Origin of the sequence: Pontibacter toksunensis, from assembly GCF_042686245.1 — a bacterium.
GTDB lineage: Bacteria > Bacteroidota > Bacteroidia > Cytophagales > Hymenobacteraceae > Pontibacter > Pontibacter toksunensis.
Genome location: NZ_JBHUOX010000034.1, coordinates 18,116 through 38,946, shown reverse-complemented (window position 1 = coordinate 38,946; position 20,831 = coordinate 18,116). Strand labels below are relative to the sequence as shown.

Annotated in this window: 15 protein-coding genes and 1 tRNA gene; 5 read left to right on the top strand and 11 right to left on the bottom strand. The window is 48.3% G+C overall.

Annotated features, from left to right (window positions below; all coding sequences use genetic code 11):
• The first annotated feature begins 154 nt into the window (after positions 1-154).
• The 5 genes from ACFS7Z_RS24890 to ACFS7Z_RS24870 all read left to right on the top strand — a co-directional run bounded on the left by ACFS7Z_RS24890 (position 155) and on the right by ACFS7Z_RS24870 (position 4,468).
• Positions 155-445 (top strand): putative quinol monooxygenase, encoded by a 291-nt coding sequence (locus ACFS7Z_RS24890; protein ID WP_377491315.1) that lies wholly within the window; start codon positions 155-157, stop codon positions 443-445.
• 145 nt (positions 446-590) lie between these two features.
• A complete protein-coding gene (gene hscB / locus ACFS7Z_RS24885) occupies positions 591-1,121 on the top strand; it encodes a Fe-S protein assembly co-chaperone HscB (protein WP_377491312.1) in 531 nt (176 codons plus the stop codon).
• Between the two features lie 11 nt (positions 1,122-1,132).
• A tRNA-Leu gene (locus tag ACFS7Z_RS24880) sits at positions 1,133-1,216 on the top strand.
• Positions 1,217-1,355: 139 nt separating this feature from the next.
• On the top strand, positions 1,356-3,380 hold the full coding sequence (locus ACFS7Z_RS24875; RefSeq protein ID WP_377491309.1) for an AAA family ATPase: 2,025 nt from the start codon (positions 1,356-1,358) through the stop codon (positions 3,378-3,380).
• Positions 3,381-4,102: 722 nt separating this feature from the next.
• A complete protein-coding gene (locus ACFS7Z_RS24870) occupies positions 4,103-4,468 on the top strand; it encodes a hypothetical protein (protein WP_377491306.1) in 366 nt (121 codons plus the stop codon).
• A gap of 540 nt (positions 4,469-5,008) precedes the next feature.
• Here ACFS7Z_RS24870 and ACFS7Z_RS24865 read toward each other — a convergent pair.
• The 11 genes from ACFS7Z_RS24865 to ACFS7Z_RS24815 form a co-directional block, all read right to left on the bottom strand.
• Positions 5,009-5,935 carry an adenylate/guanylate cyclase domain-containing protein gene (locus ACFS7Z_RS24865; RefSeq protein ID WP_377491303.1) on the bottom strand — a complete coding sequence of 309 codons (927 nt, stop codon included), beginning with the start codon at positions 5,933-5,935 and terminating at the stop codon, positions 5,009-5,011.
• 430 nt (positions 5,936-6,365) lie between these two features.
• Positions 6,366-10,064: an ABC transporter permease/M1 family aminopeptidase gene (locus ACFS7Z_RS24860; RefSeq protein WP_377491300.1), complete on the bottom strand. Its 3,699-nt coding sequence runs from the start codon at positions 10,062-10,064 to the stop codon at positions 6,366-6,368.
• Positions 10,061-13,651 carry an ABC transporter permease/M1 family aminopeptidase gene (locus ACFS7Z_RS24855; RefSeq protein ID WP_377491297.1) on the bottom strand — a complete coding sequence of 1,197 codons (3,591 nt, stop codon included), beginning with the start codon at positions 13,649-13,651 and terminating at the stop codon, positions 10,061-10,063. Before ACFS7Z_RS24855 ends, ACFS7Z_RS24860 begins: the two co-directional genes overlap by 4 nt.
• Positions 13,648-14,553, bottom strand: coding sequence for an ABC transporter ATP-binding protein (locus ACFS7Z_RS24850; protein ID WP_377491294.1), 906 nt, complete (start codon positions 14,551-14,553; stop codon positions 13,648-13,650). Before ACFS7Z_RS24850 ends, ACFS7Z_RS24855 begins: the two co-directional genes overlap by 4 nt.
• Positions 14,554-14,641: 88 nt before the next feature.
• Complete coding sequence (locus tag ACFS7Z_RS24845; RefSeq protein WP_377491291.1) at positions 14,642-16,537, bottom strand: serine hydrolase domain-containing protein; 1,896 nt, start codon at positions 16,535-16,537, stop codon at positions 14,642-14,644.
• 202 nt (positions 16,538-16,739) lie between these two features.
• Positions 16,740-17,006 carry a hypothetical protein gene (locus ACFS7Z_RS24840; RefSeq protein WP_377491288.1) on the bottom strand — a complete coding sequence of 89 codons (267 nt, stop codon included), beginning with the start codon at positions 17,004-17,006 and terminating at the stop codon, positions 16,740-16,742.
• 11 nt (positions 17,007-17,017) lie between these two features.
• The gene (locus ACFS7Z_RS24835; protein ID WP_377491285.1) at positions 17,018-17,308 is read right to left on the bottom strand and encodes a hypothetical protein; all 291 of its coding nucleotides are present in this window, start codon (positions 17,306-17,308) and stop codon (positions 17,018-17,020) included.
• Between the two features lie 49 nt (positions 17,309-17,357).
• Positions 17,358-17,687 carry a hypothetical protein gene (locus ACFS7Z_RS24830; RefSeq protein WP_377491282.1) on the bottom strand — a complete coding sequence of 110 codons (330 nt, stop codon included), beginning with the start codon at positions 17,685-17,687 and terminating at the stop codon, positions 17,358-17,360.
• Between the two features lie 146 nt (positions 17,688-17,833).
• Complete coding sequence (locus ACFS7Z_RS24825; RefSeq protein ID WP_377481634.1) at positions 17,834-18,142, bottom strand: winged helix-turn-helix domain-containing protein; 309 nt, start codon at positions 18,140-18,142, stop codon at positions 17,834-17,836.
• A gap of 6 nt (positions 18,143-18,148) precedes the next feature.
• On the bottom strand, positions 18,149-18,763 hold the full coding sequence (locus tag ACFS7Z_RS24820) for a hypothetical protein (protein ID WP_377491279.1): 615 nt from the start codon (positions 18,761-18,763) through the stop codon (positions 18,149-18,151).
• A 576-nt stretch (positions 18,764-19,339) separates the two neighbouring features.
• Positions 19,340-20,824: a hypothetical protein gene (locus tag ACFS7Z_RS24815; RefSeq protein ID WP_377491276.1), complete on the bottom strand. Its 1,485-nt coding sequence runs from the start codon at positions 20,822-20,824 to the stop codon at positions 19,340-19,342.
• Positions 20,825-20,831 lie beyond the last annotated feature (7 nt).

The following is a 20,831-nucleotide window of genomic DNA, read 5'->3' as shown; positions in this document are numbered from 1 at the left end:
GTTTTTGACTACCTTCATACTGTGGCAGTAGGGGCAGTTTACCTGGATAGTTATCTCGCACATAACTTTCAACTAACACCCTTGCTGCCATACTTATTCCAACATCATACATTCTAGACCACAGCCCAAAATTCAAGTATTCAAAATTAAAGCCATGATCGTTCGCATTGTCAGGATGACGTTTAAACCGGAGAACACGGAGGCATTTCTGGATATTTTCCGGAGCTCGAAAGAGAAGATACGTGCTTTTGAAGGCTGCAACCATGTAGAGCTGCTGCAGGACGTGAAGAACCCTAACGTGTACAGCACCTACAGCCTCTGGGTGTCGGAAGAACACCTGAACAAGTACCGCGACTCTCATCTGTTCGGCCAGGTATGGCCCGCTACCAAAGCCCTTTTTGCAGAGAAACCGCAGGCGTGGTCGCATGTGCCGGTAAAGATTTGACAGATCACATTTGCCTGTTTTCGGCAGGAGCACTGGACGCCTTTATACCACTCTCTTAAACATTCCTCTCCCTTTTGCTGTACCTTTGCTAGGTAGCCACTGCTTTTATAGCAATGGCTGATACATATTAAATTACACTTGCTAAATGACTTACTTCGAATTATATAATTTACCTGAAAGCTTTATGCTCGACGAGAAGGCGCTGAAGAACACCTATTATAAACTGAGCCGCGAGTACCATCCTGATTTTTACGCGAACGAACCGCAGGAGAAACAGCAGGAGATTCTGCAGCTCTCCACCCAGTACACCAATGCCTACCGCACCCTCTCAAATCCTGATCTGCGCATGCAGTACATCCTAAAGGAGCATGGCCTGCTGGAAGAAGGTAAAAACGAAATTCCTTCTGATTTCCTGATGGAGATGATGGACATAAACGAGGAACTGATGGAGCTGGAGTTTGACTTTGATGCAGACAAGTTTCATGAGATTGGCGAGAAAACCAGCGGTGTGGTGGCGCAGCTGGATAACGATGTTCTGCCTGTGTTGCAGCGATACCCTGAGCTTCATGGAGTTACCAAAGAAGAGGCCCTGCAGCAGATAAAAACCTACTATTTGAAGAAAAAATATCTGTTGCGAATTCAGGAAACATTATCTAAGTTTGCAGCACGTTCCTGAAAAGGAAACACGCCCGGATGGCGGAATTGGTAGACGCGTTGGTCTCAAACACCAATGAGGTTACACTCGTGCCGGTTCGACTCCGGCTCCGGGTACAATATATATTTAAACCCCCTGTAAATCAAGTATTTACAGGGGGTTTTTATTTTCAGGGGACGGAATTAATATATCTCCTTCTCTCTAAGACAGAATTTAAATAACTTGATTTATCATTAATAAAATCAAAGCTATCTCATGTACGTTGACAAAATACAAATTCAAAATTATGGTCCAATATCTAATATTGAGTTAGAACCACAATTTGATGCAAACGGAAATCCCTTACCGGTAATATTAATAGGCAAAAATGGAACTGGCAAAACTTTACTATTAGGCAACATACTAGATGGTATAATTGAATTAAAAAGAAAGAAATATAATCAACTTAAAGAAGTTGAAGATAATAAGTATTTAAAAATAGGCAGTATGCAATATATTAGATACGAGCAAGACTTTTCATATGTAAACATAAATAACAAGGCAAATGAGAATTCAGCAAAGTTTACTGACGTAATGCGCCATATAAGCTTTTCTGATTTTCAACAAAAGTATCCTAATATTAGTCTCGATGGCCTTAACTTGGGTGACATGAGGTTTCAAAAAACTGGATTTTATAAAGCCTCTATTCCATCAAACGACGACATATTAAATGTTTTCAATAAAAATCTATTTTTATTCTTTCCACACAGTAGATACGATCACCCAGCTTGGCTAAATAAAAAGACAGAGATTGGTTTTTCTTTCAATGAAAATTTTATAGATCAATCCAATAAAAACATAATTAAGCATAATGTACTTCTAGAAATAGAAACCTGGTTATTAGATTGTTTACTTGATCGCGAAATCTATGAGAAGCAAATCCACAATAGAAATACTTATCTAAAGGTTGAAAACAATGGAAATGCACAGTATATGCCATATACCTTAAGTCAATTCTCTGGTTACATAGGAAAGAACAACACTATTTTAAATCTAATAAATCAGATTCTACTCATTATTTATAAAAGCAAATACCCCGATATACTTAGTGCTAGATTAGGTTTTGGAGCTAAAGCTAATAGATCAATCTCAATCCATATTCAAGAAAAAGGCAAACCTGAAATTGTTGTCTCTCCAACTTTTTCACATTTATCATCTGGTGAGGTAATGCTTTTAGCTTTGTTTGCATCCCTACTAAAAGAATATGATGATTTAGGAATTAGCCCCACTAGCCTTGATGACCTTACTGGGATTGTAATTATAGATGAAATAGATCTCCATTTACATATCGAGTTTCAGAAAAGCATACTACCAGAACTTATTACTCGATTTCCAAAAGTACAATTCTTTATCACTACTCATTCTCCCTTTTTCTTATTGGGAATGGAAGAGAAATATAAAGATAGATATAGTCTTATAAGCCTTCCTTATGGCAATAAAATAAAAGTAGATGAATTTGAAGAAATGCAATTTGCTTATCAACTATTCATAGATGAGTTCAATAGTTTACAAAATACATTTAAGACAGTTAATGCTCGCTTAGAAACTCTTACTAAGCCAATTATCATAACTGAAGGAAAGACTGATTGGAAGCACTTAAAAGCCGCCCTAAGGAAACTTCAGGCTCAGGGAAAGTTCACGAATCTTGATTTCGATTTTCTAGAATATAGTGATGAAATTCATATGGGAGATTCTCATTTGCAAGCTTTATGTGAGCAGTACTCAAAAATACCTCAAAGCAGAAAAGTGATTTGCATTTTTGACAGAGATAGTGATTCTATTGTCAAGCAAATGAGCGGTATCAATGGGCGCAATTACAAGAACTGGGGACACTCTGTTTATTCTTTCTGTATTCCTGTTCCATCTCACAGAAATTTTTTCAACAATATTTCTATAGAATTCTATTATACCGATAGTGAAATAACAACTGTTGATCCTGTAACTCAAAGGAGACTCTTTTTTTCAAATGAAATTGAAGAGGTTATGATCAAGAGTGCAACAACAAAGAAAACTCAATCTTCAATAAGAATTCTAGAGCAGCCAAAACAGGAAGAAGAAAAAGACAAAAAAGTTTATGCTAAGGACATTGATAAAATTAAAGACAGCAGTGGCAGCAGTATAGCTCATTCAAAGAATGCTTTCGCTGATAAAATATTAAATAATCATTCAGGATTTGAAAGTTTTTCATTTTCAGAATTTGAGAAGATTTTCACAGTGATTGAGGAAATCCTTTTAAACTGAGATATTTCAAATTAAAAGGCCAGACAATATTGTCTGGCCTTTTAATTTAAAACTCTTCTATATCTATGATTGCTGAATATTCTTCACAACTTGAACAATATAGAAAGAATTCGATAAAATCTATAACTTCTGGCTCCTTCCAATGTACTTGTTCTGTATCTGGTAATTCATCAAAAGCAAAGTCATCTCTTACCCCTCCGCAGTTTCTGCATAAATTCGTGTGCAACATAAACAGTTTAAGGATACACATAGGCCGAGGTGCATTAGGTTTAAGGTTGTTCTCCTTTTTCTATTTCTTGATACTGGCATTTTCTTGTTGGTTTAAGTTATTTATTGTTTGTCTGTTCTTTTTCTCAAGCCTGTCATAGAACCTAATGAAAGTCTTATCTAGGGGCAAAAGGAAAAGCGTACAGTAACCAAGTGGCACCTCCTTTATCTCCTCCTTCTTTAGCCGCTGTAGTCTTTCTAAAAAGCTATAGTCAGTATGTAGAGCCGAGATAGACTTAGAGTGATTCCTGTCCAAGTATATGTATTCCTTTTATTCATTGTGACTGGCTAGCCAGCGGGTTCTTAATAGGATGCTACAAAATAACCAAGTCCGCCAAAATACAATTTAAATTCGGAACAAAGTGAGAGATAACGAAGTTATTGAGTATTAGAATAGCCACCTGCTGTCGCTACATCGGCTACAGCACCAGCATAGGTAAAAGAGAGGTTGGGAAATGATCAAGGTAAAGCACCCGGACGAGAAATACAGAAAAAACCAGGAGGAGTTTCTGGACTCCTGCCCGCCTGAAGACAGGCGCTTCCATGCGCTGATGTTTACTTATGGCAACATCACCTACCGCTACCACCTGCGTTCCACAGAATTTATTCCCAGTCTGCAGGATTATTACGAGTGGCTGGAGGGCCTACCGGATGACATGCGACTGGCTATGCGCCAGTTGGGGTTCGGAGTATGCAAGTCAGCCCCTTCCTTTACAAGGTATGTGATGGAGAAAAACGACGTCGGATTAGAAGAGTATATACGCCAGCACATGGATGCAGAAGACTATGCGGCCTACAAAGCCATGAGGAAAGCCATATAGTTGCATTATAAAAAGTATTTAATAGGATTATCGAAAATATTATTGAATTATTCTGTTAAAGCGAAAGTATATTGTATTACCTTTGGGTATGGCTAGCAACTTTAATCAAAGCTGCTAATTCATGTTTAGATTGTTTGTCCGGATGATGGGGTAGTCAGTGGCTACCCTTTTCTTTTTCCTGCCTGTGGGCATTTGAAATGGTGGTAGCAACAGGGAGTGTGTTCATACAACACCGCATTCTCAAAACTGGCGGCCGTATTCAGGCAAAAGAAGCCATTGTACCAGAAGCATGCAGCGACATCCGCAGAAAACCAGTGATATATGGTCAAATGCGACTATCTTTTAGACCCCTTGCCTAGGTGCCGGGGCTCAGATGTCTTACCTGTATACCCTCCTGTTGATGGAGCTTTTGCTCAAAATCAGGAAACCCGTACACCGACCGGTACACACCCCGGCCCCAGATACCTTGCCTGCAGAAAGGGCCCCACCTCCAGCAAAATAATTTTTTAGCAGGCTGCTTCAGGCAAAACAAAGACAGTGCTAGCTGTACGCCTGCCCGATAGGATAAACTGTAACGGTGTTCTTCAGCCCCTTCAGGCTTATTTCTATGGGCTGTACATCGGGCTTTTCTTTGAGCTTATCCATTACTACTTCAGATATCAGGAAGCTGTTGTTGAGCTCTTTTGTAGCGGCCTGCAAGCGTGCGGCCACATTTACAGGCAGTCCAGTTACAGTAATATTATTATTGATGCCAATACCTATGTTACCTGTAATCACTTTACCGGTGTGTATACCAATGCCCACCTGAAAGCGGTGGCGAAAGTGCTTATACATGTAAATCTCGTTGAAGCTGTGGATCTCATTCAGAATCTGCTGTCCTGCTTCAACGGCCTTTTGTGCCGCTGCTCCAACGCCTGTACTAAAACCAAACACTGCATAAAAGCCATCGCCTGCAGTTTCTATAATACGCCCATCGTTGCTTTCAATAACATGCCTGAAAAGAGCAAACAGCCGGCGCATGATGTGGATAACATCGAAGGGAAGGTACTTTTCTACGAAGGGAGTGAAGTTGCGGATGTCCAGAAAAAACAAGGCCAGGGTCTTTTCTTCACCTGTTTGCGCAGTATCAGCCAGGCTATCTTCGCTAATGTACAGCCGTATATCGGTTTCGTCCCGAATCATGCGGTGCACCTTCACGTTCTCACCCCGTACATAGGTCTGGCAAGCCAGGCGCACATTGGTTGGCATAGGGATTTTCTTTCGCAGCTTGATCTCTTGTTCTGAGTAAGCCGAGAGATGGCTGGCTCCTTCATGCACAAGGATTCTGCAGGTAGAACACCTTCCCTTCCCTCCACAGGCATGGTAATGCGGAATACCAGCAGCCAGCGAAGCCTCTAAAATGGTTTGGTCTGCAGCGATATCCACCATTCCGTCCCCAAGCAGCTCTATGGTAAAATGCTCTTTCATATCCTTTTGTTAACTGATAGCCCCTTTCTGACCCAGCTATACTCTTACTCTTACGCGCCTAAACATTCAGGCAGTGCGAATAATGGCAGGATGTATGTGGTGCGGCTGGTAAACAAGTTGACAACAGTTGCTACCTTCTTACAGGCGCTGACTATGGTAATGTAAAGGTAATTTTTATTTTATGCTATAGTTTTCTGTTCTCCAAGCCGCCTGGTGAAGCTACATATGATGCGACTATAGTCCTTCCTTTTCTGATATAAACCTCATTCATATTGTTTTTTATACATACATGCACTAGCGGATTGTGCGGCACTTCCACAAGCTGCAATCCGTGAATATATATTTGAATTACTTTTAATATGGAAAGGGGCTACAAAGGCTATTCCAACAATGCCCTTGTAGCCCCTTTCATGACTGCTCACTATTTTAATTAATCTATTAATCTGAACGGCTCCTCCTCCACACCCTCCATGTTCACCTTCTTGGTATTATTGTATAAATTCAGGTCAATCAGGAGGTAGTACGGATCGATACCGGCACGGGCAGGCTTTCCAGGAACCGTCACGGTAATGGTTTGCTTGTCCCCGCGGATGCGATGCTTCTGCAGGTAGAGCGGCTTACCCGATTGCTCCCCCTTCTGCCAAGGGGCAAAAATGCCTACTTCCACCCAGTCGTACATGGGTATGTTCGTTTCTATGCCTATGCTGTCAACCGTCAGCTTGCGTGCCTGGACCTCTAGTGTTACCTTCCATGTGCCATCTTCCATCTGCTCCGCTGTAGCCTGCTCTGTCTCAAGCTCCCAAAAGGTATTTGCCGCAAAGAGATCATGCACCAGGTAGTGTAGCGAGTCCGGTGTCACTGCCTGTAGCTCCCGATAAAAATCGAGCGTGGTTGGCAGCGGAGGGCTTAGTGTATAGCCGTCCAGCATTTGCCTGAGAGCATCGTTCACCCTGTCCTTTCCTATGTAATGCCGCAACGCGAAAAGCGCGAAAGGTCCCTTTCGGTAGTTCATGAACCTGTTGTTGGCCCGTAGCAAGGGCGGCATTGCACTCGAAAGTGGAACCTCGTACTCCTGCCGCATCTGTGCTAAATACAGGAGCAAATGCTCGTAGCCCAGTGTCTCCTCCACCACTTGCATGGCAGAATAGGTCGCGAAACTTTCGACAAGCAATCCCGAACCTTCCACCGCAGCGGGAGCAAGCCGGAAGCCCCACCACTGGTGCGCCACTTCGTGTGCCATGATGTGGTAAGGAAGGTCGAGGCCATCCGGCTTAGGATTCATCAGCGCATAACCTTCCTGGTAATCAATTGTCATGGACTCGGCATGCATGCCGCGGCCGGCCCCCGGCCGCTCCAGCACCCGGAAATGACTGTAGGGATAGGGTCCGAACTCCTGTGTGTAATACTCCAGCGAAGCTTGTGCGCTTTTCACCATGCGCTCCACGTTGTTGTTATGGGCGGGATGATAAAAGATTTGAATGGTAACAGGTTTTACCGGGTTTTCTGATCCTTGAATGGATTTTTCAGAAATTTGCTCTGATCCCGATACCTGAGGCATCCACTGAGCCTCACGCACCGCGTACCTCGCAGAGAAAAAGGCATATTCATTGCTAATCGGTGCATTGGTAGCATATTGGAAATACTGGCGGTCTCCTTTCGTCCAACTGCGCTGCAGCGCGCCCGGCGCAACAGCAACCTGGTCCCTGCTTGTGCCTATTACAGCTTCAAAGTCCATCGGCTCAGCATGACGCGCATCATAACGCGCAGCAACATCATAGAGAGATGGTCTCTCCGGACGCGGAGGAAGCCTGTGATTTGCCCGATCAACCGCCATGCGCAGACGGCGATTCTCCTCGTATCCTATAACAGGCATCCAGTCGCCACCGTCAATATGGGATCCATTCACAACGACGGAAGCATCCACACCCCAGTTGCTGAAACCATTCGGTTTGATGTTTACTTCAAAATTCATTTGTATCGAGTCTCCAGGCTCCAACCGGTTTTTCAGCGCATAGATCCGGTAATCGAGCACTTCATCCAGCACGACCGGATTAGCCGCCCGGTCAAATGAAACCGCTTTGACACCGACCTGCGGAATTGTAGAAAGATGGATGGAGTCGATGGCGACTTTGCTGCGGTTCACCAAGTGGTACGTGCCCTGTATGTCAGCTGCTCCCTCATCAGGATATATTTCAACGTGCAGGCTGGTGCGTGCCAATACCGGTTGCGTTGCGCGCTCGTACTGCCCGTAGCGGCGCTCATACTCCGCGCGCATCTCCATCCGGTCTGTGGCAGTTATATAGGCATTCAGCACGTTGGTATTGTAGAAAATAAAACCACCGGATACGGCAACAAGTGCAAGGGCTGTAAACAAAGCCACTTTGTGCCGGGCGAAGCGGTGCTGTGCCTGGCGAAGCCTTAGCGTGAAGCCCCCTTCCTTGCTTCGCACCCAGAACAGCGTCGCCACTACCGCCAGGAGAAATGCCCACGATGCCCAGTAAAACTTAAACCAAAGCCAGGGTGTGACAGATGACCCGAAGCCGCTCATGTCACTGTAAGACCAACCCAGATCTGATGCGTAAATAAGCAGCTTATGCTCAACACCAAGCATCTGGGCAAACATGATGAAGCCATAGGCGCACACTGCCACTATATGTCCGATGTATTTTTGATTCACCAGCACATGTATCACGAAAACGAGCAAAGCAAAAAGAAGGTAGTTCGTCAGCTGAAATCTGAAAAGCGCCTTTATGTAAACGCCGAACTCGAAATGATGATACTCCATAACGAGCTGATTGATGATGCCGGCTCCCATCAGGAGGGCCACCCAGGTGGTGATGATAAGGGCGAGCCCCAGAAATTTACTGAGGAACATAACCGCTTCGGGCACCGGGGAGGTGTCGGTAAGCTCATGTAACCCTGTATCGCGTTCGCGCCAGACAAGTTCACCTGCATAGAAGAGGGTAAGTAAGGGAATGATGATCCACTGGGTTCTGAAGCTGCTCAGGGGTGGCGTTAGCACTCTTAAAACCTCCTGAGTGCGGGCAAGAAGCGGGACGCCGTAAAACTCCATGTATTCGGTTGCGAACAGCCCTGTGCCTGCAGCTAAAACGGCTACAAGCGTAAGTCCTCCCCGGCTTGTGGCAATGGACCAGTACGATTTACCTGCAATGGCAAGTGCCTGCCGCGCATAGGTGGCAAATGCAAAATCGCGCCTGATAAAAGGAAGCGTGATCAGGCTGGTATCTATACCGCGCGCAGACAATGTGTTTGGTAAAGCCTGCCCCACTGACTGAATGGAAGCTGCCCGGCGCCTGAAAAGATGCCACCTTCTGCCATTTGTAACGTGGGCTAAGTTAAACCGGAAGTAAGTAAATGCAAACGCCGCCGCCGCTATGCCAAGCCACGTGATGCGGTTCCAGAGCCAGGTGCCCTCGAGCAGGATCAGCCGCGTATTCTGTTCGATGGGTGTCCAGCCCTCCATCTCCGCCACAATGCTGGTACCGAGGAGGTCCATCAGGCTTCCAATCACCTTCCACTCCAGCATGAACCGCACCGTGGTACCGCCGAACTGGGAAAAAATGATAATAAGGACACTGGCGATGTAGCTGGCAATAGCCCGACCACTTAATGTAGCGAAAGCAAACTGAATGGCCGTAGTGGCGATGACCGTAGGTATCACAAGGAAGCCATAATTGGTTAAAAAAGCGGCAAGGCGGAAAGGGCCAAGAAACTCCGTCTTTGCTCCGGGACCATAATACGCGAAAAGGAATCCGGCATAAAGGAGGAGCAGCATCCACGCATTCAGTGCTAAGGCAGAGAGAAAGCGAGCGCCCAGATAACTACCCTTTCTCACAGGAACGGTGTAGGTCAGCGGGTGCATGCGCGTCTGCACATCCCGGGTCGCAGCATCGCCGGCAATTACCCCGCCAATCACTACCCATATGGCGCTGCCGAATACAGTAAAGAAAGCGATTGTGGCCGGCGCATTCAGGTGAGTACCGTCGGATAGCGTGACTAGTCTCAGAACACCAAAACCGAACAGAAAAAACGCAGAGAACAGAAGCCATGTCGAGAAATGGCGTAGCTGATAGCTTATCTCATAGCGAAAGATGGCCAGGAACTTCATTGCGTTACCTCCTTTATGTTATTTTCTTCTTTCATATCAATCAGCAAATTATTCGGATCAATGACGGCACGGGCGGGTTTGCGGGGCACGGTAAGGGTAATTGCCTGTTCGCCGGAACGGATGTGGTGCTTCCGCAGGTAGAGTGACTCCTCACCCTTCCTACTCTGTTCCAGGATGCCTATTTCCACCCAGTCATCCATCGGCACCTCCGTCGCCACACCTGCTTCATTTACCACCTCCTTACCTGCCTGCACCGTCAGTGTCACCTGCCAGTTGCCTTCTTTGGTTTGCTTTGCCGTGGCCGCTTTCGTCTCCAGCGCCCAATACATGTTCACCTCAAACAGATCATGCAGCAGGTACTGCAGCGAGTCAGGCGTCACCGCATTCAGTTCGCCATACAGATCGAGCGTTGTTGCCAGGAGAGCATCCTTTTGCCGATGCTTCTGCAGCAGGCGCAGGAGCGCCCCGTTTACCTGAGCCTCTCCGATGTACTCGCTCATGGTATAGAGTGCGAAGGGTCCCTTGCGGTAAGACATGTATGGGTCGAGGCCCCGCAGCAAAGGCTCACCCCGCCGGATCTCCCGTCGATAAGGCTCGCGCATCCAGCTCAGAAGCTTCTGAAATTGCTCAGGGCCCCTGTCGTGCTCGAACAGTTTCATGGCGTAATACCAGGCAATGCTCTCCGACATCACCGGGGCACCCTCCACGTTTGCATAGGGCACAGTCCACTGGTGGGCCATCTCGTGTGCCACTACCACGGACGGGACATCCAGGCTCTCCGGATCGTCCTTCGGCATCAAGTTCGAGAACCCTTCCGCGTACGTGATCAGGCGAGCTTCTGCGTGCATGCCCGTCCCGTTACCAGGACGTTCAATGAAGTTTAAATAGTCTGCCCTGTACGGACCAAACTGCGTGGTGTAGTAGCCCAGTGAGGCCCGGATGCTCCGAACTATGCGGTCCAGTTGCGCCGTATGTTCCGGGTGATGGAAAATTCGGATGGTGACTTCCTGCGCAGCGTCAGCCGAAGGGGCCTTCCATATTGCTTCATGTACCGCGTAGTCAGCGGAAAAGAAGGCATAATCATGCCCGGGGGCATTGGTGGAATAGTGAAAGTACCGGCGACCGCCTTCTGTCCATGTCCGGCGCAGTTCTCCCGGCGCAATGGCAATCTGGTCCGCATCGGTACTGATAACCGCATCAAAAGAAGTCCTCCCCCCGCCCCTTTTCAATTGTGCTTTCTCATCATAGAGGGAGGCAATCAGCGGCCGCGGGCTAAGATTGTGCTCCCGCCTGTCGCTGGCGCTAATGAGCTCGCGACTCTGCTGATAGCCAATGGCGGGTAGCCATGCGTTCGTGAAGGAGGTGCCGTTTCCCACTACCGAGGCGTCTACTCCGCTTTCGCGGAAGCCCTGCGGCTTCTTGTGCACCTGAAAGATGAGTTGCAACGAGTCGCCGGGCTGGAGCGGTTTCTTCAGCGCGTAAATCTGGTAATAAAGTTGCTCATCAGCAACCACGCGGGCAGCAGGCCGACTGAACGTTACGGCTCCGGTCTCGACTTTTGGGTTGGTGGCCAGGTGGATGGAGTCAATTGCCGCGGCGCTACCATTCACGAGAGTATAGGTACCGCGGATCCCCACTTCCCGCCGATTAGGATAGATCTCCACATGCATCCTGGTCGCCGAAAGCCGCGGTTGCGGGCTATCCGCGAAGCGTCCGTAGCGCCGCTCGTACTCAGCCTGCCGCTCCTTCATTTCAGAAGCGGTAAGGTACTCATTCCGTATGTTCGTGTTGTAGAAGATGTATCCCCCCAGCGTGAGGATAAGCCCCACGGCCGCCGCGGCAGTCCAGATTGTGGCACTCTTGAAGCGCTGCCGCGCCAGTTGAAACCGCACCCGCATACTGCGCTCCCTGCCGCGCATCCAAAGCAACCGCGCTGCCACTGCGAGCAGTAGGGCCCAGGCGGCCCAATAGAGTTTAAACCACAGCCAGGGTTCGAGGGAAGGGCCAAAGCCACGCATGTCGGTATAGGACCACACCGGACCGGCGCCGTAGATGAGCAGGTTGTGCTCAATTCCGAACAAAGAGGACATAGCAATGAAAACGAAGGCAATGATCGCCACCAGGTGACCAACGTACTTCTGGTCCGCCAGCACATGCACCACCAAAGCGAGCAGCGCGAAAAGGAGGTAATCCGTTAGCTGAAGCCCAAACATGATTTTCAGGTACAGGCCAATCTCAAATTCCTGATAACCCAGTATAGTCTGGGCAAGCATACCGGCCATGGTCTGAAGTGCCAGGAACACCACAAGCACGCCGCCGAGTCCCAGGAACTTGCCGAGGAAAGGGGCCCAATCCGAACCTGGCATTGCGTCGGTTATCTCGCCCATCCTGGCGTCCCGTTCACGCCACACCAGTTCGCCGGCAAAAAAAACAATGAGGAAAGGGATGATGACCCAACGGCTTAGTTCATCCGCCAGCGAACCTGTCAATTCTCTGATGACTTGTACAGTTGTGGGGATCAGCGGAACTCCCCTGGATTCCATTTGGTCGAGCACCACCGGAATAGTCAGGAGCGGGATGAATACCAGCAGGGCAAGTCCGCCCCAACTTATCGCAATCATTCGGAAAGATGCCCACGCAAAGGCCAGCATCTGGCGCGCATGCGTGGCAAAGCCGAAGCTGCGCGCCAGATGCGGAACGGAGATGGAGGTGCTCGCCGGTACAGCAATGCCTTTGGGCATCGGTGCGTCGTCGGGCCGCTGCGTTCTGCGCCACCACCAGGCACCTGCAGTACGGTGGGCGAAACGAAAGCTCAGGTAAGTGACTGCAAATGACAGCAGCCCGACACTGAGCCACAGGAGACGGTTGCTGAGCACAATGTCCTCCATCCTGAGCAGCCGCCAGTTTTTTTCGACCGTTGTCCATAAATGCGCTATATCTTCAACAATAAAGCGGACTCCGATTGGATCAAGCAGTGTACCCATACTCCTGTTATAGAGCAGGAGCGCAGCAACGAAGAAGCCCATGAAGACAATGAGAAAGCTTCCGAAATAACCGGCCATGGCACGGCCACTTTTCGCTGCAAGCGAGAACTGAATGGCGGTAGCGGCAAAGGCATTCGGAAGCGCGATGATAGCGTAGGCTGTAAGAAACGCAGCCGGACGGAAAGGCCCAATCAGGGCGGCATCCACGCCTGGCAGGTAAACGCCCAGCAGGATGCCCACCTGCACTGCCAGCAGGATAAGAGCATTGAGCACAAGGGCGGCAAGGAAAAGCCCCCCCAGGTAATCGGCTTTGCTGACGGGGGTGGTGTAGGTGAGCGGATGCATGCCCGTTGCCACGTCCCGGGCTCCCGCATCTCCGGCTATGGCCGCGGCTATCACAAGCCAGATCAGGCTGCCGAATACGGTGGTTTTCGCCACAGAAAACGGGGAGTTGAGAAAGAATTCGGCGTAAAGCACATCAGAGAGGGAGCCGTCCCTTGTCATCAGGAAATTGAGTACGATCAGGACGACGACGAAGAGCCAGGGCCAGGGACGGTGAACTTGGTAGTTAAATTCAAATCGAAAGATTGTCCAGAATTTCATGACACAGCCTCTTTCTTCAGTTGGCTGACGCTGTAGTACCCTGCCATGGTGCTGAAATAAACGTCTTCCAGGTCGGGCTCCACCAATTCAAAACCATGGCCGGGCTCTTCCTGGCTATAGATGTGCACCATGGTGCGCCCGCTCAGCAGCTTGGTGGAAATAACCTGGTGCTCCTGCTCCAGGTAAGGCAGCGTATGCTTCTCGATAATCTTTCGCCATATTCTGCCTTTCAGCGCTTCAACAGCCAGCAGCGGTTGCGCTTCCAGCAGTATTTCTCCCTTGTCGATAATGGCCATGTTGGTGCACAACTCACTTACATCTTCCACGATGTGCGTAGACAAGATAACCACACTGTTCTCACCAAGCTCGCTCAGCAGGTTCAGGAAACGTACACGCTCAGCCGGGTCGAGGCCGGCCGTCGGTTCGTCTACTATCAGCAGCTTCGGATTGCCCAGCAGGGCTACTGCCACACCAAAGCGCTGCCGCATGCCACCCGAGTAGCCGCCCAGCTTCTGCTTGCGCACCTCCCATAGATTCGTTTTACGAAGTAGTGCCTCTACCACCTGTTTGCGCGCGCTCCGCTCCGTTATACCCTTCAGTATGGCAAAATAATCGAGCAGCTCCTCTGCGCTCGACTTGGGGTACACACCAAACTCCTGCGGCAGGTAGCCCAGCGTCTGTCGCACCTCGTCCTTCTGACTGAGCACATCCAGATCGCCCAGTTGAACGCTGCCTCTATCCGGCTCCTGCAGCGTGGCCAGGATGCGCATCAGTGTAGACTTGCCAGCCCCGTTAGGGCCCAGCAGACCAAACATTCCCCTGGGAATAGTCAGTGTTACATCCTTAAGCGCCTGCACATCATTGGGATAGGTTTTAGAGAGATTTGTGATTTGTAGTTCCATGTCTTGATTCCACAGTTTTGAGGTGTTTTATAAATCGAATATCCTGAAGAGAGCATAAAGTGGTTTGGCAGCGGTATCCTGTTGCAACCTATGCCCAGGTTCTAAGTCCTATTAATCCGTGCCATAAGAGGAAGAAAGCAACCAGTAAGTGTAGTCCAGATAAGCATGCTGCCGGAAGAAAGACAGACCTTTTGATGCCTTTATTCCTGTATCTGAACGCCATAATAACTGAGTTAAATGCCGAAGCAAGGAATGCGATTGTTGCAATCATGATAGAAACTGAAATGAAGGTGGGTTTCGCTAAAGACGCTGTTCCGTTCATTGTGCCCCCAGCAAGAAGCACAAAAGCTGATATCAAAAACACAATTGGCAGAAGGGGCCAAATCCGGATAAAAATATTAGCTCCACCTGAAATCTTGCCTCTCCAGTAACGGAAAACCCAAACCGGCAATAATAGAAAAGCCAGGGTTACAAATAATAGCCAGAGAATGAACAGCAGTATCCTGGCGAAAAAGAAAGCTCCGGGAATTGTAGCAAATGTAACTGTACCGTTCGCCACATTTGCTAACTCAAAAACTTCACCTGCCAATGGGTCATTTACAAATATTAACTCTGCTTTTTTCGTTTTAACCGACTGATAAAGGCTGTTATTCAAAGCGACATATTTTTCTATGTCACCAATATGAGCAGGGAACTGGCTATAGAGTGTATCGTTTTCGGTCCAAACTCGTCGTGCTGTTAATGTTGGTAACTTAATAGGCCCAGTGCTGGGATTGATCGGCTGATAATAACCATTAATGAAGCGCAAAGCCTTTAAAGAAGGTACAGCAACCAGTTTTTTCGGTAAAGAAAGATGTTGGGTTTGAAAGTCCCTGATTAGCGTTGATATTTTCCGGCTAGCATTCGGATTACCTGAGTTAATCAGAACACAATAACCTACGCCAAACTCAGGGAGATAAGAAAAATCAGAAATACCGTTTCCGACACCGCCTCCATGCTTATAATAAGTAAAGCTGTTATGTTCGGAAGTGTAGAGACATAATCCATAACCATAACTGAGCCCTGCTCGCGCTCCTAAGGTTGTCAAGGGCGTTTCCATTCTTTTGAGAGAGTTTTCTGATATAATTTGGTTTGAACCAACCTTTCCTCTGTTGAGAAAAAACTGCATAACTTTCGCCATATCTTTGGGAGATGCATTGATAGAGCCTGATGCACGCATTATCATATGCCCGTAATCAGAGGGATGCCCTTCTTTATAAAGCGTGGCTCCTTTTTGCTTATAGTCTTCAGAGAGAAAGTAGGTCATCGTTTCTGTTCCGATAGGAGCGAAGAAATTCTTCTGGATGAATTCTTCGTACGGTTGACCCGTTACTTTTTCAATAATATAGGCAGCAACATTAGGCCCTGTATTACTATAGGCCATACGTGTACCTGGAAGCCAACGGGAAACGCGTGAGTGAGGATGTAGCTCGAGCGCCTCTTTAAGAGAAAGTATTTCTGATCCATCATTATATAATTCCGGCAAGTGCATGTCGTCCCATCCTGTGGTATGCTCCAGGAGATGCTCCACCAGAATGGGGTTCGTCTCCTCCCAGGGATTTTCAAATTCAATTTCAGGCACTAACTCCCTGACCTTATCTTTTAAGTTTAGTTTTCCCTGCTCCTGTAGTTTTAAGATGGCTAGCGCAACAACGATTTTTGAGGTGGACCCAATCCTGAACATGGTTTCTTCATCAGCCTTTACTCCTTCTTCTCTATCGGCAAGCCCAAGCCCATCAACCCATACCGGTCCTGTACTATCTACCAGTGCTATGCCGGCAGCAGGAGTACCTGTATCCTGTAAAACCTTTAAAATGGCTCTTCTTAATTCGTTAATAGTCTTGGGTGCTGGGTTCTCTTCAACCTCCTGCCCACGTACTCCAGGAGCAAGCACAAAACACAACAGTACTATTAAACAGAATGAACTGATTTTGAGCTGTTTCATAGGTTTTGCTGATAATGTTCAGTAGGATTTGCCGTGCATTTAAAAGCTAATGATGGTAAAATCTTTTGATGTTGAGCGTCCGAATGAACGTAGTAACACAAAGTAAAAGCCTAAAAAAATACTGATTGCGGCCCCTTCTAAATGTGTCAGCTGCTTACTCTATTAACCAAATTTGTATCCAGGCAGAAGCCCTGACAACCGCTCAATCAATCATATCCCCCAGATCACTCACTCCTAGCGTGAACATAATGATGACGATGCCCAGGAGAATTTTTACCACAAGCGGAACCGAGAAACCAAACTTTTCCTTAAGAATGGCATTTGCCGGAGGCAAGTAGATGATTGAAAGAAAAAGGTAAGCAATGCCTGGAACAGGGTGCACCAAAATCAGATTCAATACTCCGACCGCCAAAACAGCCAGCCCAAACAGCCAACTGAATATGTTTAATGTCATGACGCCTTCTTTCATTTCTTTGGGGTTTAGTTTCCTGCGAACGGTGTTCCGAAAATACCAACTGCAATTTCTGCCCAAAGGAGGAAGAGAGAAATCAATATCACTGCAAGGATGCCTATTTGGAAGTCCACATTCTTTACAGTCCTCATGACAAGTTCACAAAGGAGCCCCGTGCCGAGCAGCAGAATACCAGCGACCACAAAATCGAACAGTGTCCAGGACACTTCATCTGTGAGTTGCATCCCTATAAAGGGAATGAGCAATATGAAAGCTACTGAGAGCACAATACCAATAAGTCTTTTGTTTTGCGTTACCATAAGTTCTTGTTTTTAAAATGCTTTGTTAAATTATTTGGCTCTTAAGGACTTAGAAACTGTTCATCATAAGTTCTATCTTGTCGAACAACTCACCCACGCCCAGTGCTGCCCAGAAAATAAAAATGCCCAGAAGGATTTTTAGTCCCCTTATTCCAGGAACAGTGAAGCCAGTCATTTTCTTGAACATGTCATTTACCGGAAGAAAGTAAACGAAAGAAAGAAGAATGATAAATACACCGAACGCTGGGTCATTTCCCCAAAAAGTGTTCACTACTCCGATCGCAAAAAATACGGTTCCAAATATCCAGCTGATAATGTCTAAAGCAGTAGATCCGTCATTTACAGCTAATTCTCCTTGTGTTTTCATTTCGTCTTTCATGGTTTTATACTCTAAAATGTTTTAGCTCTGTTCCCAGTTCTGTCAGCTCGTTTCGCATCCTGGTGCCGGTGCTGCAAGTTTGTCTGTGTCTTTCTGTTAGTTTACCTAAAGTACTTTGAGTTACAAAGTGCAGAGTCAAAAAAATATCAGTTCTCTTTCCTGTTATTCAAAATAAGCTGCTCCAGGGCGTCCAGGTGCTCTTGAAAAGCCTCACGACCTGTCTCTGTGGCCTGGTAGGTGGTGTTAGGCTTGCGCCCCACGAACTGCTTCTCCACCTGCAGGTACTCAGCCTCCTCCAGGGCCCGCAGGTGGCTGGCCAGGTTGCCGTCGGTGAGTTGGAGCGTGTCCTTGAGCGTGCTGAAGTCCACACGCTCCTCCACCATCAGCACCGACATAATCCCCAGCCGCGCCCTGCTCTCGAAGGCCTTATTGATATGCTCCAGGTACGCTTTCACTGGCCCCTAACGTTCGTACTTGTTATACATCACCAGCCCGTAAACCACGTGCAGCACCCCGAAGCCCAGCGTCCAGGCCAGCAGCCCGTAGCCCACCCAAAAGCACGCCACAAGTCCCAGTCCTACTTCCAGCAGGCCCAGGTAGCGGATCTCGCCCAGGGTGTACTTGCTGGCATTGAGCAGAGCGCAGCCGTAGAAGACCAGCATGGCCGGGGCCACTAGCAGCGGCAGTCCGTGGTAGAGCAGCGCTGCGCAGAACACGCCCCCCGCCCCCAAGGGGATGAGCAGGTTGGCCAGCAGCCGCTCGCTCCGGCTGTCCCAGACGCGGTGGTTGGCGCGGCGGGCCCGGCAGGCGGTGAAGTAGGTGGCCGAGCACAGGGCCACCAGGAAGACCAGGCCGGCCGCAGCCAGCAGGAAACGCCCCGCCTCCCCGTCGCCCAGGCTGCGGGCGTAGTCGGTGCCGCGGGCCAGCAGGTACCACTGCACGGCGCCGGCGCCCAGCAGCGCCGACACCCCGGCGGCCACGCCCGAGAGCCCGCTGAGCGAGATGAAGCGCGAGGAGCGGTCCATGATGCTGCGTATCTCGTGCAGGGTTGCTAACTGGTCTTGCTGTTGGTCCATGAGAAAGTACTTTGTGTTCCAAAGCTAATAAGCCTTTACGGATTAGCAAGCTTTATGATTTATTTTTCTGCGGGAAAATTTCAGAAGGTATAAAAAGCGCTGCACGAGCTTCTTTTCAAAAATAGGTATGGCTTTAAACTCCACAGCAACTGTATATGTCGAAGTAAATTTATACGAGCATCCTGAGAAGGTAGTAAAGGTGGTAAAACCACAACCAAAACTCTCTTAAAATGGATATTAAAGTATCGCCACTTAAAGTCAAACATCTAACAGCTCATGTAAGCCACATACTTACACGAGCTGTTAATAATATCGGCAAACGTTTATGATTTTATATTCCTCTTGTACATACTTACTGTGAAGCTTTCTCCCACAATTTTGCAGGAGGTATCTGTTTTAGTAGTACACCTTACAGCCAGTACACTATAGGGAGAAATTTAATAACTTCCTTTCTTAATTTCTTCTATAGTTACGGTATTTCACCCTACTGCTTTTACCTTCATCTACCCAAGCTGTCATCATAAAACTACAGGATAAAAAGCTAATTAGATAAAACAAGTTGTTGCTGGGCTACTCCTAATTTTCAGGCAATATGTTCTGCCTATAGTTGCGGAGATTGACGGGTGGCAAGGTGGAGCCGAATTCGGCGTTGATTGCCCTGATGAATTCGTTTGCTATCATGGCCTGCCCCATCGGGTTCGGGTGAAGACCGTCTACAGAGATAATACCTCCAGGTGCAATGGTATTGCGGCTGTTGTCCAATCCTTCAAATAACTGGTGAATATCCGCTAAAGCCAGGCGGTCTGCACGGCCTCCGGTGTTAGCGGCTGCCCTGATTTCTGTGTTATAAGCTTCTATCCTCGCTCTCACCATATTCTTTTCGGTTTCGTCCAGCACATACCTGCTTTCAATAGGCTTCGTTATTCCCCAGCCTGCCCGTTGCCCAGGGTTACAGGCGCTGATAGTACCCGCCAGCAGCGAGTCCTGCGGCGTTGTCAGCACCAGAAAGTCTTTGCCAGGGTCCATGTGCCGCAGGCCGGTGGCAGTGACGATGACAGGAAAATTCACTTTGCCGGCTTTGAAGTTAACAGCCGCCGCGGCTGGCCCCAGTTGTGCGTAACCGGCGTTTAGTGCAGCAGCTTGTCCTTCGGATAAGGCAAAAGGAATGGCCGACCTGGCACCGCCTGTTGTCAAAGCCTCGTTTATTAACCTGAAGAAAGGCGCTCTGGTAACATCCGGAACAGTAGCCACAACTCCTTTTGTGTTTGCCCCTCCCAATAAAGCACCCAGCGCCGTATTCATCGCCGACTCAAACAAGGCCGGGTCTGTCATGTCGTTTGCAGCGTATGTGGCAGGGTTGGTGCCGGGGTTTGCATTACCGGAGCCACCCGTTATGGCATAAAAGAGCACGTCGCTGTAGCCCAGCCAGTAGGAGAAAAAGGTAGGCTGTGCCGCAAGGGCATCGCCCAGAAAACTGGCAGCCGGAGCCGAGGCAAAACGCCAGTAAAAAGGGTTTCCCTGCTGCGGGTTTGCCCCGTAGCCGTTTACAAACACGTGAAAGCTTTTGGTGCCTGGTGCACTGAAGTTATTCAGCGCAGCCTTATCACCTGCATAAGGCGCCAGGTTGTCGCCGGGCACTATCGGGGCCGGTGTTAAACCAAGCGTGTTGGTGGCCGAAGGGTTTGGACCGCAAGTGGGCAGGATAAACCGGAAGCGCCCCACCGGAGTGGCAGTGCCCGGTACAAACCCGCCGAAGCCTGCCCCGGTGGGAGAGGCAAGCACCGGAGTGTTGAAAGCAGCATCTCCGTTAACCATTTTCATGCGGTTTGCCAGAATAACGGGGTAAGCATTCAACTGCCCCTCCTCATACAGTGCATTGTCCATGAACCCGGCCGTTATGGAGTTGCCAACAGCCACATACTTACTAAAATCAGCGCTACCGGATGTAGGTGCTGTGCGGGGGTTGGTCGGGTCTTCGGCTGGCTCAGGCGGCGTGTAGGTGCAGGACAAAAGCGTACTTCCCAGAAACAGCAACAGGGATAACAGTTTTATGATTTTCATGCTCGTA

Excerpts from the sequence above, each read along its gene's own strand:
- ACFS7Z_RS24890 (WP_377491315.1), top strand. The coding sequence starts at position 155 with ATGATCGTTCGCATTGTCAGGATGACGTTTAAACCGGAGAACACGGAG.
- hscB (WP_377491312.1), top strand. The coding sequence starts at position 591 with ATGACTTACTTCGAATTATATAATTTACCTGAAAGCTTTATGCTCGAC.
- ACFS7Z_RS24815 (WP_377491276.1), bottom strand. The coding sequence starts at position 20,824 with ATGAAAATCATAAAACTGTTATCCCTGTTGCTGTTTCTGGGAAGTACG.
- ACFS7Z_RS24870 (WP_377491306.1), top strand. The coding sequence starts at position 4,103 with ATGATCAAGGTAAAGCACCCGGACGAGAAATACAGAAAAAACCAGGAG.
- ACFS7Z_RS24840 (WP_377491288.1), bottom strand. The coding sequence starts at position 17,006 with ATGAAAGAAGGCGTCATGACATTAAACATATTCAGTTGGCTGTTTGGG.
- ACFS7Z_RS24845 (WP_377491291.1), bottom strand. The coding sequence starts at position 16,537 with ATGAAACAGCTCAAAATCAGTTCATTCTGTTTAATAGTACTGTTGTGT.
- ACFS7Z_RS24850 (WP_377491294.1), bottom strand. The coding sequence starts at position 14,553 with ATGGAACTACAAATCACAAATCTCTCTAAAACCTATCCCAATGATGTG.
- ACFS7Z_RS24830 (WP_377491282.1), bottom strand. The coding sequence starts at position 17,687 with ATGAAAGACGAAATGAAAACACAAGGAGAATTAGCTGTAAATGACGGA.
- ACFS7Z_RS24855 (WP_377491297.1), bottom strand. The coding sequence starts at position 13,651 with ATGAAATTCTGGACAATCTTTCGATTTGAATTTAACTACCAAGTTCAC.
- ACFS7Z_RS24820 (WP_377491279.1), bottom strand. The coding sequence starts at position 18,763 with ATGGACCAACAGCAAGACCAGTTAGCAACCCTGCACGAGATACGCAGC.
- ACFS7Z_RS24875 (WP_377491309.1), top strand. The coding sequence starts at position 1,356 with ATGTACGTTGACAAAATACAAATTCAAAATTATGGTCCAATATCTAAT.
- ACFS7Z_RS24865 (WP_377491303.1), bottom strand. The coding sequence starts at position 5,935 with ATGAAAGAGCATTTTACCATAGAGCTGCTTGGGGACGGAATGGTGGAT.
- ACFS7Z_RS24860 (WP_377491300.1), bottom strand. The coding sequence starts at position 10,064 with ATGAAGTTCCTGGCCATCTTTCGCTATGAGATAAGCTATCAGCTACGC.
- ACFS7Z_RS24835 (WP_377491285.1), bottom strand. The coding sequence starts at position 17,308 with ATGGTAACGCAAAACAAAAGACTTATTGGTATTGTGCTCTCAGTAGCT.